At 59.6% G+C, this 12,263-nt stretch carries 13 protein-coding genes; 3 read left to right on the top strand and 10 right to left on the bottom strand.

Annotated elements, in window-relative coordinates:
* Positions 1 to 8: 8 nt before the first annotated feature.
* The 5 genes from ACIOMO_RS21340 to ppc all read right to left on the bottom strand — a co-directional run bounded on the left by ACIOMO_RS21340 (position 9) and on the right by ppc (position 5,752).
* Positions 9 to 869, bottom strand: a complete 861-nt coding sequence (locus ACIOMO_RS21340) for a DUF72 domain-containing protein (RefSeq protein ID WP_212543966.1) — start codon at positions 867 to 869, stop codon at positions 9 to 11.
* Positions 869 to 1,180: a hypothetical protein gene (locus ACIOMO_RS21335; protein ID WP_159813042.1), complete on the bottom strand. Its 312-nt coding sequence runs from the start codon at positions 1,178 to 1,180 to the stop codon at positions 869 to 871. Before ACIOMO_RS21335 ends, ACIOMO_RS21340 begins: the two co-directional genes overlap by 1 nt.
* A 222-nt stretch (positions 1,181 to 1,402) precedes the next feature.
* On the bottom strand, positions 1,403 to 2,077 hold the full coding sequence (gene tsaB / locus ACIOMO_RS21330) for a tRNA (adenosine(37)-N6)-threonylcarbamoyltransferase complex dimerization subunit type 1 TsaB (RefSeq protein WP_212543967.1): 675 nt from the start codon (positions 2,075 to 2,077) through the stop codon (positions 1,403 to 1,405).
* 93 nt (positions 2,078 to 2,170) lie between these two features.
* Complete coding sequence (gene adk, locus ACIOMO_RS21325; protein WP_053117556.1) at positions 2,171 to 2,821, bottom strand: adenylate kinase; 651 nt, start codon at positions 2,819 to 2,821, stop codon at positions 2,171 to 2,173.
* A 300-nt stretch (positions 2,822 to 3,121) separates the two neighbouring features.
* Positions 3,122 to 5,752: a phosphoenolpyruvate carboxylase gene (ppc, locus tag ACIOMO_RS21320; protein WP_401243437.1), complete on the bottom strand. Its 2,631-nt coding sequence runs from the start codon at positions 5,750 to 5,752 to the stop codon at positions 3,122 to 3,124.
* A gap of 213 nt (positions 5,753 to 5,965) precedes the next feature.
* Between ppc and ACIOMO_RS21315 the strand changes: the two genes are divergently transcribed.
* From ACIOMO_RS21315 to ACIOMO_RS21305, 3 genes are all read left to right on the top strand, one after another.
* On the top strand, positions 5,966 to 6,310 hold the full coding sequence (locus ACIOMO_RS21315) for a hypothetical protein (protein WP_016983304.1): 345 nt from the start codon (positions 5,966 to 5,968) through the stop codon (positions 6,308 to 6,310).
* 376 nt (positions 6,311 to 6,686) lie between these two features.
* Positions 6,687 to 7,091, top strand: a complete 405-nt coding sequence (locus tag ACIOMO_RS21310; protein ID WP_034154861.1) for a DUF4398 domain-containing protein — start codon at positions 6,687 to 6,689, stop codon at positions 7,089 to 7,091.
* A 55-nt stretch (positions 7,092 to 7,146) separates the two neighbouring features.
* Positions 7,147 to 7,935 (top strand): OmpA family protein, encoded by a 789-nt coding sequence (locus ACIOMO_RS21305; RefSeq protein ID WP_053117547.1) that lies wholly within the window; start codon positions 7,147 to 7,149, stop codon positions 7,933 to 7,935.
* A gap of 164 nt (positions 7,936 to 8,099) precedes the next feature.
* Here the strand turns inward: ACIOMO_RS21305 and ACIOMO_RS21300 are convergent, their stop codons facing one another.
* The 5 genes from ACIOMO_RS21300 to ACIOMO_RS21280 form a co-directional block, all read right to left on the bottom strand.
* Positions 8,100 to 8,429, bottom strand: coding sequence for a hypothetical protein (locus ACIOMO_RS21300; RefSeq protein ID WP_053117545.1), 330 nt, complete (start codon positions 8,427 to 8,429; stop codon positions 8,100 to 8,102).
* Positions 8,426 to 9,331 (bottom strand): alpha/beta hydrolase, encoded by a 906-nt coding sequence (locus ACIOMO_RS21295; protein WP_401243434.1) that lies wholly within the window; start codon positions 9,329 to 9,331, stop codon positions 8,426 to 8,428. The genes ACIOMO_RS21300 and ACIOMO_RS21295 overlap by 4 nt, the downstream gene beginning before the upstream one ends.
* 150 nt (positions 9,332 to 9,481) lie before the next feature.
* Complete coding sequence (locus ACIOMO_RS21290) at positions 9,482 to 10,732, bottom strand: flavohemoglobin expression-modulating QEGLA motif protein (RefSeq protein WP_172680080.1); 1,251 nt, start codon at positions 10,730 to 10,732, stop codon at positions 9,482 to 9,484.
* A gap of 60 nt (positions 10,733 to 10,792) precedes the next feature.
* Complete coding sequence (locus tag ACIOMO_RS21285) at positions 10,793 to 11,347, bottom strand: hypothetical protein (RefSeq protein WP_401243432.1); 555 nt, start codon at positions 11,345 to 11,347, stop codon at positions 10,793 to 10,795.
* A gap of 159 nt (positions 11,348 to 11,506) precedes the next feature.
* Positions 11,507 to 12,220 (bottom strand): TetR/AcrR family transcriptional regulator, encoded by a 714-nt coding sequence (locus tag ACIOMO_RS21280; RefSeq protein ID WP_053117532.1) that lies wholly within the window; start codon positions 12,218 to 12,220, stop codon positions 11,507 to 11,509.
* Positions 12,221 to 12,263: the final 43 nt, after the last annotated feature.

The following is a 12,263-nucleotide window of genomic DNA, read 5'->3' as shown; positions in this document are numbered from 1 at the left end:
AATCCGCCTCAGAGCAGGCCAAGTTGCTCGGCGGCGGGTTCTCTGTATAGCTCAGGCAGCGGTGGCAGGCCAGGCAAACGTTGCATCAATTGTGCGTGAAAACGTTGCGCCAGCTTCGCCGCCAACAGGTTGTCGGCGGTGTGCAGGAAGATGTACGGCGTGCGCCCCTCTTCGATCCACTCGGCGATTTTCGCCACCCACGGCACGAGGAAGGTGTCGTTGGCCTCAAGCTCGGGATGGCCGATGAAGCGCACCTGCGGGAATTGCGTGAACGCCGCCGGGCGCGTCGGCACGCGGGGCTTTTTTGATTGCGCGTGGATCACCGAGGATTCGGTCGACAGGCAACTGAACAGCGCACGCGGATCGAGGCAGATGCGCTCGACGCCACGGTCGAGCAGCAAGCGATTGAGCAAACGTTCGCTCTCACCCTTGGCGAAGAACTGTTCATGCCGCACTTCCACCGCCAGCGGGCAATCCAGCGCATCGATGAACGCCGCCAGTTCCGGCAGCCGATGCGGCGTGAAGCTTTTCGACAATTGCAGCCACAACGGCGAAACACGCTGACCGAGGGGTTTGAGTAATTGCAGGAAGGTTTCGGCGGCGGTCAGTTGCTCGCGCAAGTCGCCGCTGTGGCTGATGTCGCCGGGGAATTTGGCGGTGAAGCGAAAATGTTCGGGCATGACCTCGGCCCAACGCTGCACGGTGGCCGGCGACGGGCTGGCGTAGAAGGTCGTATTGCCTTCGACGGCGTTGAACACTTGAGAATAGAGACCGAGGAAGTCAGAGGTTTTTGCGTCTACCGGGTAGAGATACTCGCGCCAGGCGTTTTCGCTCCAGGACGGGCAACCGAGGTAGTAAGGCAAATCCATCAGATGTACAGATCGAGGCCCAGCACGTCTGCATCCCAATCGACAAAACCGGCGGTGCTCAGGTAGCTGGCGAGGGCCATCGCTACGCTTTTGCTCATGGCGCGGTGGTAAATCATGTCTTGTTGGCGGGCGGGCAGATTGCTCAGGCGTTGCGCGGTGGCTTTGGCGGCAGCACGTGCGGCCAGTTGCTCTTCAGTCGGGAATTCCAGCTCGCCGTCGATATCGTCGACGGATTCATCCACCGTCACATTGCCTTTGCGAGGCTTGCGCTTGATGGGATAGGACTGAGAGGAGAGGCCGTCTATACGCATAAATTCATGCTCGGTATCGATGATGGCAATTTAGCGGCACCGGGCCGACTTAGCAAACTGCCGAGTGATAACTAGAACACATAAAGCGCAAAAGGTTTAAAGCGAGGGGGTGGAAACTGACGATTGGTGTTTTGAAAATCAAAAGATCGCAGCCTTCGGCAGCTCCTACAGTTGGAATGTGATCCCTGTAGGAGCTGCCGAAGGCTGCGATCTTTTAAAGGCTCAGCGAGCCTTGGGGGTGGCGACTTTGTCGCGCAGGTAAACCGGTTGTGCGTCATCTGCCGGGATCGACTCGCCGCGCTCCCAAGCGAAGCGCGCCAGCGTCAGCAAGTCTTCAGCGTGAGGAAGCATGCCCGCATCCGAGCCAGTCAGATTGACGGCAATACGCTCGGCATAGCCCCAACCGGTGCCGGCACCGAACCAGTCGCCACTGGCATCCGCCGGCAGCGCGACCACTTCCGGCGGCAGCACCGCTTCGGCGCCGACCAGACGCATCTCCCCCGCCGTCTCGCGGTAGCAGCCCCAATACACTTCATCCATGCGCGCATCGATGGCCGCAGCGACCTGGCTCACACCATGTTCACGCAACGCACGCTGCGCCAGCACCGCCAGATTGGACACCGGCAACACCGGGCGATCCAGCGCAAACGCCAGGCCCTGCACGACACCAATGGCAATCCGCACACCGGTAAACGCACCCGGCCCGCGACCGAAAGCGATCGCATCGACCGCTTGCAACGTTGTGCCAGCGTCGGCCAGCAGTTGCTGAATCATCGGCAGCAGCTTCTGCGCGTGCAGGCGCGGGATCACCTCGTAATGGCTCGTGACCTTGCCGTCATGCAGCAAGGCAACGGAGCAAGCTTCAGTCGCGGTGTCCAGGGCCAGCAAGGTGCTCATCGATGTTTCCAAAACAGGGGTGGGAAAAAGTGCGTCAGTATAAACAACTACGGCCCGCAAGCGGGCCGTGGATGATGCTGCGATTCAGACTTTTCAGCTCAGCGCTGCCAGCACCTTGGCGGTGATTGCATCAACCGAACCTACGCCTGGAATGTGGCTGTACTTCGGCTTGCCAGCATTTTTGGCGGACAGGTTCTGATAGAACTCCACCAGCGGCTTGGTCTGCGAGTGGTAAACCGACAGGCGATGACGCACGGTTTCTTCGGTGTCGTCCTTGCGCTGTACCAGCTCTTCGCCGGTGATGTCGTCTTTGCCAGCGATTTTCGGCGGGTTGTAGACGATGTGGTAAACGCGGCCGCTGGCTTCGTGAACACGACGACCGGCGATGCGTTGAACGATTTCTTCGTCTTCAACAGCGATTTCAACCACAGCGTCCAGCTCGACGCCGGCAGTAACCAGTGCTTCCGCCTGCGGAATGGTGCGCGGGAAGCCGTCGAACAGGAAGCCGTTGGCGCAGTCAGGCTGAGCGATACGATCTTTGACCAGTGCGATGATCAGGTCATCGGACACCAGACCGCCGGCATCCATGATGCTCTTGGCTTGCACGCCCAGCGGAGTACCGGCCTTGACCGCTGCACGCAGCATGTCACCGGTGGAAATTTGTGGAATGCCGAATTTTTCGGTGATGAACTTTGCCTGAGTACCTTTACCGGCCCCGGGAGCTCCCAGCAGAATGACGCGCATTAGATGTGCTCCTCAATTTTTTTATAAAAAGCTTTTACAAAACAAAGGATTCGCCTCTTGGGACGAATCCTGAAAATACGGGACGTGGCCGCAGAAACGGCCAAAGGCTGATCAAGATACACAGCAGGCTGCGCCCACACAAGACGCCAAAAGTCGGAGAAACCTTCGCCCGCCGCGACCCTGCGACGCGGTGACCCAAGTCGCAACCCCATCATTAACTGTCGCCTGGCGGCACTTTCACCCGTCAGGCAAAGCGGCAACCGACGCCTGTGGCCGGTGCCGCATGTCGCCACAAAATCGTTAGCCGGTGTTGCGCAAACCGGCGGCGATCCCCGCCACAGACACCAGCAACGCCTGTTCCACCGGGCTGCCCTGCTCGACATTCTGCTGCCGTGAACGGGCCAGTAACTCGGCCTGCAATAGATGTAGCGGGTCGAGGTAAGTGTTACGCAGACGGATGAATTCGAGGGTGTCCGGGCTATGCGCCAGCAGCTGCGACTGACCGGTCAGACCAAGCACCACCGCGCACGCCTGCGACAATAGGTCGCGTAACTGCGCGCCCAACGGCAGCAAATCCGCCTCGACCAGACGCTCGTCGTAGGACAACGCGATGTCCGCGTCGGCCTTGGCCAGCACCATTTCCAGCATGTCGATGCGCGTGCGGAAGAACGGCCACTGCTCACGCATCTGCCCGAGCAACTCGCCTTCGCCGCGCTCCAGCGCTTTGCTCAACGCCGATTCCCAGCCGAGCCACGCCGGCAGCATCAGCCGCGTTTGCGTCCAGCCGAAGATCCACGGAATCGCCCGCAAACTTTCGATGCCGCCCGCACGGCGTTTCGCCGGACGGCTGCCGAGCGGCAAACGGCCCAACTCCTGCTCCGGTGTCGACTGACGGAAATACTCGACGAACTGCGGATTCTCTCGCACCACCTGACGGTAAGCACTGACGCCATCGGCCGCCAATTCGTCCATCAGATGGCGCCATTCCGGCGTCGGTGGCGGCGGTGGCAGCAACGTCGCTTCAAGCACCGCTGCCAGATACAGATTGAGGTTTTGCTCGGCGATGTCCGGCAGGCCGAATTTGAATCGAATCATTTCCCCCTGCTCGGTGGTACGGAACCGCCCCGCCACCGAACCCGGTGGCTGCGACAGAATCGCCGCGTGCGCCGGGCCACCGCCACGACCCACGGTGCCGCCGCGACCGTGAAACAGCAGCAATTCAACTTGCTGCTCACGGCAGATTTCCACCAAGCGTTCCTGCGCACGATATTGCGCCCACGCGGCCGCCGTGGTGCCGGCGTCCTTGGCCGAGTCGGAGTAACCGATCATCACTTCCTGCGGGCCTTGCAGCCGTGCGCGGTAGCCCGGCAACAGCAACAGTCGCTCCATCACCGGCCCGGCGTTGTCGAGGTCGGCGAGGGTTTCGAACAGCGGCACCACACGCATCGGTCGCAACACGCCGGACTCTTTGAGCAGCAGTTGCACGGCGAGCACATCGGAAGCGGCGCCAGCCATGGAGATCACGTAGGAACCGAGCGAAGCGCCCGGTGCGGCGGCGATTTCCTTGCAGGTGTTGAGCACTTCGGCAGTGTCGGCCGACGGTTTGAAGTGCGCCGGCAGCAGTGGCCGGCGATTAGTCAGCTCTTGCGTGAGGAAACGGATGCGCTGTTCTTCATCCCAATCTTCGTAGCGACCGAGGCCGAGGTAGTCGGTGATTTCAGTCATCGCCGAACTGTGCCGCGACGAATCCTGACGCACATCGAGGCGCACGAGGAACAGGCCAAACGTCACCGCGCGACGCAGGCAATCGAGTAACGGGCCGTCGGCGATCACGCCCATGCCGCATTCGTGCAGCGAGTTGAAACACAGTTCCAGCGGATCGAGCAGATCGCGATTGTTGCTCAGCACATCGGCCGGCGCAGGCGTTGGCGCGGTCAGTGCGGCGTGTGCCCAGTTGCGCGTCGCACGCAGGCGTTCGCGCAGTTGCTTAAGGACTGCGCGGTACGGTTCGGCGCTGTCGCCCGCCTTGGCTTTGAGCGCATCGCTGGCCTGCTGCATCGACAGCTCGGCAGCGAGATGATCGACATCGCGCAGGTACAAATCGGCGGCCATCCAGCGCGCCAGCAGCAACACTTCGCGGGTCACTGCGGCGGTGACATTGGGGTTGCCGTCACGGTCGCCGCCCATCCACGACGCGAAGCGAATCGGCGCCGCTTCCAATGGCAGACGCAGGCCGGTCGCTTCAAACAAGGCCTTGTCGGCCTTGCGCATATGGTTGGGAATCGCTTGCCACAGCGAATGTTCGATCACCGCGAAACCCCACTTGGCTTCATCGACCGGCGTAGGTCGTGTGCGGCGGATTTCTTCGGTGTGCCAGGCTTCGGCGATCAGCCGTTGCAGGGTGTTTTGAATTTGCTCGCGTTCGGCGCTGGTCAGGTCGCGATGATCTTGGGCGGCGAGTTGCCCGGCGATCGCGTCGTACTTCTGGATCAGCGTGCGTCGCGCCACTTCGGTCGGGTGCGCGGTCAGCACCAGTTCGATCTCCAGTCGGGCCAATTGCCGTGCCAGCGATTCGGCGCTGTGGCCTTCGTTGCGCAAACGCGCGAGCAATTCCGGCAACACGCGAGATTCGAACGGCGCCGGCTGCGACTCTTCGCGCCGATGGATCAACTGATACTGCTCGGCGATGTTCGCCAGATTGAGAAACTGGTTGAACGCCCGCGCCACCGGGAGCAATTCGTCCTCGCTCAATTGATTGAGGCTGGCGCTCAGTTCAGCATCCATCGAGCCTCGGCGATCGGCCTTGGCGCCCTTGCGAATCTGCTCGATCTTGTCGAGGAACGCCTCGCCGTACTGGTCTCGAATCGTATTGCCCAACAGCTCTCCGAGCAGGTGAACGTCTTCGCGCAAGCGTGCATCAATATCGGTCATCAGCAATTCCCCAGCAGTAATCCGGACGGCTTAGAAACGAGTGCATGACCTAGAGAGTGCCGCTCTGCGCCGCTTCTTACAAGCATCCGACCAAGGGACTTTAAACCTTGTGGCCGAAAGCTAGTCTCAACAGTAAGCCGTACAACGGCTTGCCGCCGGCCCCGGCGGACACTCACCCAGACCTGCCATCAGCAGGTGCGAAATGAGGTCATCATGAAAATTCGTGAACTCGCCCAGCATTGGGAAGAAAACGCCAAAGGTCGCCTGACCGACACTGGCTACACGATTCATCTGGACGTTGAGGCGGCTGCGCGACTGGCCGCGATTGCCGAGATGTACCCCAAGCGGCATGCCGAAGAATTGCTCGGCGAACTGATTGGCGCCGCGCTTGAGGAGTTCGAAGCGAGCTTGCCGTATGTGAAAGGTTCGACGGTGGTGGCGACGGATGAGGAAGGTGATCCGCTGTACGAGGACGTCGGGCCTACGCCGCGTTTTCTGGCGCTGTCGCGGCGGCATTTGCATGACCTCTCGGCTGTTGAAGGCAAGCAAAAACACTGACCCAACACACATCAAACTGTAGGAGTGAGCCTGCTCGCGATAGCGGTGTATCAGTCAAAATTGATGGTGACTGGCACACCGCTTTCGCGAGCAGGCTCACTCCTACAGGGTTCGTATTTCAATTTGAAAATCGTGTGTTACCTGGCTTTTAAAACCCCGCGCGTACCGCTCTATCCCGCCAAAGTTCCCGCTTTAGAGCCTTGTCCATTCAGTCAAAAATTATTTTGGCGATTAGCCATCTTTTCTGAACTTTTGAAAAATCACTCCGGTCGGAACCTGTAACCACGCCTGGAACGAGCGTTTCAAAAACGCCTTTCACACGACGCTTTTCGGCTCCTCGACCAGGATGGATTTAGATGTTTTCAGGAGATGCCTAATGGAGTTGAAGACCATGAAAAACCAAACCTCGTTTACCCACCTGCGCGGTCTGAAACTGGCTGCTCTGGCGATCGGCACCAGCTTCGTTCTGGCCGGTTGCGCCGGTAATCCACCGACCGAGCAATACGCCGTGACGCAATCGGCCGTGAACAGCGCCGTCAGCGCTGGCGGTACCGAGTTCGCAGCGGTCGAGATGAAGCAAGCGCAGGACAAACTGAAACAAGCCGAAATCGCCATGCACGACAAGAAGTATGACGAGGCCCGCACCCTGTCCGAGCAAGCCGAGTGGGACGCTCGCGTAGCCGAACGCAAAGCTCAGGCAGCCAAGGCTGAACAAGCCGTGAAGGATTCCCAGAAAGGTGTTCAGGAACTGCGTCAGGAAAGTCAGCGCACCGTGCAATAAGCGCGCATCCCGACCGCAAAGCTGAAACTTTTATCGATAGAAAGGACGACAAATTATGCGTAAGCAACTGATGATCCCAGCTCTTCTGGCCGCAAGCGTTGCCTTGGCTGCCTGCTCCACTCCGCCTAACCCGAATCTGGAAAACGCGCGCACCAACTACGCCGGCCTGCAAGCCAACCCGCAGGCGAGCAAAGTCGCAGCGCTGGAAACCAAAGACGCCAGCGATTACCTGGACAAAGCCGACAAGGCTTATCTGGACAAGCAAGACGCGGCCAAGGTTGACCAACTGGCTTACCTGACCAATCAGCGCGTAGAAGTGGCCAAGCAGACCATCGCCCTGCGCACTGCTGAAAACAACCTGAAAAACGCCGCTGCCCAACGTGCTCAAGCGCGTCTGGATGCCCGTGATCAGCAGATCAAACAACTGCAGGACAGCCTGAACGCCAAGCAGACCGATCGCGGTACGCTGGTGACTTTCGGTGACGTACTGTTCGCTACCGACCGTGCTGACCTGAAATCCAGCGGTCTGGTCAACATCAACAAACTGGCGCAGTTCCTTCAGGAAAACCCGGATCGCAAAGTGATCGTCGAGGGTTACACCGACAGCACCGGTACTGCCAGCCACAACCAGACCCTGTCTGAGCGTCGCGCCAACTCCGTGCGTACCGCACTGGTGAAAATGGGCGTTGATCCAGCGCGCATCGTCGCTCAGGGTTATGGCAAGGAATACCCGGTTGCCGAGAACAGCAACGCTTCGGGCCGTGCGCAAAACCGTCGTGTGGAAGTGACCATTTCCAACGACAACCAGCCGGTTGTGCCACGTTCGGCTGTTAGCTCGAACTAAGCTGTCGGCTGTAACGCAAAAGCCCCGCCTGAGTGATCAGGCGGGGCTTTTTTGTGCCCTTCTGTAGGAGCAGAGCTTGCTCGCGAAAGCGGTCTCACATTCAACATCGTTGGTGGCGGACACATCGCCTTCGCGAGCAAGCTCTGCTCCTACAATGAATCGTGTTAAGGCTGAAGTTTTTGCGGGGTCTCTTCACCCATGCAGCGCACGGCTTTTTTCTGCGCATTGATCAGCACACCGGTCAAACCTTTCTGCTCGGTATCAAACAACACCAACACGCCATCAATGCACTGCGCCACTTGCGCTGCCGGCTCCAGCGAAACTTTGTAATCCTCCCCCGGCACCGTTTTGAGCATGGTGAATTCGTTGAGCAGCAACGCATCCTCGGGTTTGGCGAAGTGCAGGTAACCGTAGTACCACAGCGCCCCGACGGTGCCGAGGATGCTGCAGATACCGGTGATGATCAGCGGGATGGCGTTGCGTTCTTCAGTCATTGCGGACTCTCATCTTCAGAATTCGGGGGTGTCGGGTAATTGGGGATTTCACCGAGGCGGCGCAGGCCGTTGAAATGTTCGGGATCGTCGAGGTAGCGCAGCATCACTTGGCGCCACACCGGGTCGCCGAAGGTTTGCACATGGCCGCCGCGAGTCAGTTGCAGCACGCGCGGTGGCGGCGCAGCTTGATACAGACGGATGCCGTTGGAAAGCGGTACCAGCGGATCGTCGATGCTGTGGAAGATCAGCTTCGGCACGCCATTCAGCTGCGGCATCGAGTTGATCGCACTGTCGCCATCCGGCACCAGCCACGACAGCGGTACCTGAAATGGCCAAGTCAGCCACGACGTGCTCAGCGCGTATTGGCCGACGCTGCGGTAACTGGCGGGCACGCCGTCGAGCACCAGCGCCTTGAGCTGCTTCTGTCGCTCAGGGTGCTGCACCAGCCAATGCACGGCCATCGATCCGCCAAGGCTCTGGCCGAGCAACACAAGCGGTTTGCCTTTGACCTCGGGTGCCTTGTCCAGCCAGGCGAACGCGGCGTCGATGTCCTGATAGATCGCCGGCAGACTCGGCTCGCCCTCGGACAAGCCATAACCGCGATAGTCGACCAGCAGCACTTGATAGCCGCTTTTCGGCAACCACCAACTGCCGCCCAAATGCATCGGCAAATTGCCGCCGTTGCCGTGCAGGTGCAGGACGGTGCCTTTGACCTCGACGCCGGGCTTGGCCGGTAGCCACCAGGCGTTGAGCTTCAAGCCATCGGCGGTGACCAGCGTGACGGTGCGGTATTCGAGTTTGGCTTTTTCCGGGGTGAAGATCTGGCCCGGTTCGGGGTAGAACAGCAGCGAACTGCAACCGCTGAGGGTCAGGAGCAGGCAGAAAATGCCGAGGATTCTCATCCGGTGAAACCTCGCAAAAAAGTGCAATCAACATCAATCCAATGTGGGAGCGGGCTTGCTCGCGAATGCAGTTGAACATTCAAAATATCAGTTGCCTGACACGCCGCCTTCGCGAGCAAGCCCGCTCCCACAGGGGGATTTGTGTTTGGGTCAGAGGATGTTGGAGTAATCCGCTTCGATCCGGTCCAGGCTCAGGTGATTGAGGAAGTTGGAGAAGCACATCCACGCCGACAACGCGTTCAAATCGCGGAACTGATCCGGCAAGTACTTCGGCGCCACCACCAATCCCTCATCCACCAACTGACGCAAGGTACGCATGTCTTCCAGCGTGGTCTTGCCGCAGAACAACAGCGGGATCTGCTCGAGCTTGCCCTTACGCACGGCCAACTGAATGTAGTTGTAAACCATGATAAAGCCCTTGAGATAGGACAAGTCTTTGGTAAATGGCAGTCCCGTCGGCGTCGATCCACGGAACACTCGGCTGGCGTTGCCGTAACTTTCCGCCATCTCGAAGCCTTGCTCGCGGAAGAACTCGAACACCTGCAAAAAGTCCGCGCCCTCCTCGACCATGTGGATGGCGCGGGTACGGTTAGTCAGTTTGCGCAGGCGGCTCGGGTAGGAAGCGAAGGTGATGATCTCCATCAGGATCGCCAAGCCTTCCTGGGTCACCGTCGACGACGGCGGGCCTTTGGAGAGGAAGGTGCAAATCGGCTGATTCAGACCGTTAAGCGTGGTGCCGACGTGTACCAGCCCTTCGTGAACTTCCAGCGCACGCACATCACGATCGTTGAACATCGCGTCGGTGCGGATCTTGATGTAATCCGCGCCCGCCGCCGCGTCAGCGACGATGCCGTCGGACTCGAACACGCGAATGGTTTCCTCGGCCTCGCCAAAAACCTTGTTCAGACGCGTCTGCAACAGGTGCACGGCGTCTTTGGCGGTGAGGGTTTTCGGCTCATCCTTCAGGTCGCCACGGCCGTCGATGTTGTTGAGGTAGTCGGACATCATCAGGCCAAGGTCGGCCAGGGTCGGGTCGCCGGCGTGGAACGCATCGGACGCGGCGCCATACAGCTCTTGCGAGATCAGACCGAAATCCTCGGTGCCGCGCGCTTCGAGCATGCGCACCACCATGCGGTACTCCTTGCACATGCGCCGCATGATCTGCCCGACCGGGTTGAACTGACCGAGCTGGCGGGTGATGTCGCGCTCGATGTTCTGGAATTCCAGTTTGACCTTGCTCGAATCGAAACTCAGTGGCCGATTGAGGTAGTAGTCGCGGTCGATCGCCGGCATTTCCTTGCCTTTGGCCTTGAGAAAACCCTTGCGGATGTTCTCGTCCCACTTGACCGCGTCGAGGACACGGATCGGCGTTTGCGCCAGCACAATGCGGTCGGACAACATGCGTATCGTCTGCTGGTAATCGTCCACCCGAAACTCCTGTAGATACGTGACGTACTGAATTTATTTGGCGCGGGCCTGGCGCTGGTAGCGCACGGCTTCGACGAAGACATCGGAATTGGCCGGATCATCGAGGTAAGCAAAGACCTTGTCGAGGCTGCTGTCGACCTGCACGCCGTCGCCATCGTCGGTCTGGAATGGCTGACCGTCGAGGGCTTTTTGCTTGATCGCTTGATTGATCTGCTCGAGATCGAGGTTGTAGACCACCAATTCGTGTTTGTCGGTGAGTTCGAAACCGGCGATGGTGAAGTGGCCGCCGTACTGCGCCGGGACTTTCGCCGACAGGTACCAGCGGTTGCCGTGGCGCGAGACGGTGAACGGATAGGCTTCGCGTTCGCGGGGTTTGGCTTTGAAATACGTGACCGCCTGATAGCGATCATTGCCCAGGCGCGTCAGCTCGAGGTTCATCGGTTCACCCCAGGCGTTGGTGCTCGACCATTTGCCGAGCATGCCTTTGGGCGCCGGCTCACTGGCGGTCAGCGGTTCCTTGAACGTCACCAGACAACCACTGAGCAGCAGGAACGACAAGGCGATCAGCACGCTACGCCAGGCTTTCATTCGATACTCCCTATGAACATTCGCCGCCCTCATGGTGATCGATCGTTCCCACGCTCTGCGTGGGAATGCATCCACTGACGCTCTGCGTCATGTCGGCAAGGGACGCGGAGCGTCCCGGGCGGCATTCCCACGCAGAGCGTGAGGAACGATCAGCGCAGTTCAGACCGACGCGAGCACCAGGTGCATGTAGCGCGTCAGAATGCCGAGCATGTCCTCTTCGGCCAAAGGCTCGGCGTCGTTGAGCAGGCCTTGATACTCCATCCGTCCGATAATCGCCGTCAACACCTTGGCATCTTGCTGCGGTTCGCGCGAGCCCAGCACCTGAAACAACTGGCAGGTGCCCTGCAACAGAATCTGCTGATGCGAGCGCACCAGAATCGCCAGCCCCGGGTTAAGCAACGCTTCCTGTCGGAACGCCTGCTCGGCCATCAAATGCTCGCGACGGTTGACCAACTGCCGGTGCACATAGTCGGCCATCAACCGCGCAATATCGTCCGCCAGTTGCGAACGCGACTCCGGGCTGCCATCACCGCTGACGACCATCTCACGCAACAGGCCTTCGTTGTTGTTCCACAACTTGGCCATGTATTCCGCGCTGCGCTCGACGTATTGCGCGAAGGTATCGGTGAGCAGGTCATCGATGTCCTTGAAGTAATACGTAGTCGCCGACAGCGGCACACCGGCCTCGGCCGCCACCGCACGATGACGCACGGCGCGCACGCCATCACGCACGACAATGCGCATCGCCGCGTCGAGAATGTCCTGTCGACGCTGCTCACTGCCCTGTCGGCTGGCCTTGCGACCCTGGTACTGAACACTTTCAGCGACCGCAGTGGCGATACCCGCTGCACCTTCTTGAGCTATTGCACCCATCACGACCGGACTTCCTCTGCTAATTCCAAAGTAACCAATTGAT

This window comes from Pseudomonas sp. NPDC087804 (assembly GCF_044742965.1).
In the GTDB taxonomy this organism is placed as follows: Bacteria; Pseudomonadota; Gammaproteobacteria; order Pseudomonadales; family Pseudomonadaceae; genus Aquipseudomonas; species Aquipseudomonas rustica.
The sequence above is the reverse complement of the archived record's forward strand: the minus strand, read 5'-3'. Positions and strand labels throughout refer to the sequence as shown.

Excerpts from the sequence above, each read along its gene's own strand:
- ACIOMO_RS21340 (WP_212543966.1), bottom strand. The coding sequence starts at position 869 with ATGGATTTGCCTTACTACCTCGGTTGCCCGTCCTGGAGCGAAAACGCC.
- ACIOMO_RS21335 (WP_159813042.1), bottom strand. The coding sequence starts at position 1,180 with ATGCGTATAGACGGCCTCTCCTCTCAGTCCTATCCCATCAAGCGCAAG.
- tsaB (WP_212543967.1), bottom strand. The coding sequence starts at position 2,077 with ATGAGCACCTTGCTGGCCCTGGACACCGCGACTGAAGCTTGCTCCGTT.
- adk (WP_053117556.1), bottom strand. The coding sequence starts at position 2,821 with ATGCGCGTCATTCTGCTGGGAGCTCCCGGGGCCGGTAAAGGTACTCAG.
- ppc (WP_401243437.1), bottom strand. The coding sequence starts at position 5,752 with ATGACCGATATTGATGCACGCTTGCGCGAAGACGTTCACCTGCTCGGA.
- ACIOMO_RS21315 (WP_016983304.1), top strand. The coding sequence starts at position 5,966 with ATGAAAATTCGTGAACTCGCCCAGCATTGGGAAGAAAACGCCAAAGGT.
- ACIOMO_RS21310 (WP_034154861.1), top strand. The coding sequence starts at position 6,687 with ATGGAGTTGAAGACCATGAAAAACCAAACCTCGTTTACCCACCTGCGC.
- ACIOMO_RS21305 (WP_053117547.1), top strand. The coding sequence starts at position 7,147 with ATGCGTAAGCAACTGATGATCCCAGCTCTTCTGGCCGCAAGCGTTGCC.
- ACIOMO_RS21300 (WP_053117545.1), bottom strand. The coding sequence starts at position 8,429 with ATGACTGAAGAACGCAACGCCATCCCGCTGATCATCACCGGTATCTGC.
- ACIOMO_RS21295 (WP_401243434.1), bottom strand. The coding sequence starts at position 9,331 with ATGAGAATCCTCGGCATTTTCTGCCTGCTCCTGACCCTCAGCGGTTGC.
- ACIOMO_RS21290 (WP_172680080.1), bottom strand. The coding sequence starts at position 10,732 with ATGTTGTCCGACCGCATTGTGCTGGCGCAAACGCCGATCCGTGTCCTC.
- ACIOMO_RS21285 (WP_401243432.1), bottom strand. The coding sequence starts at position 11,347 with ATGAAAGCCTGGCGTAGCGTGCTGATCGCCTTGTCGTTCCTGCTGCTC.
- ACIOMO_RS21280 (WP_053117532.1), bottom strand. The coding sequence starts at position 12,220 with ATGGGTGCAATAGCTCAAGAAGGTGCAGCGGGTATCGCCACTGCGGTC.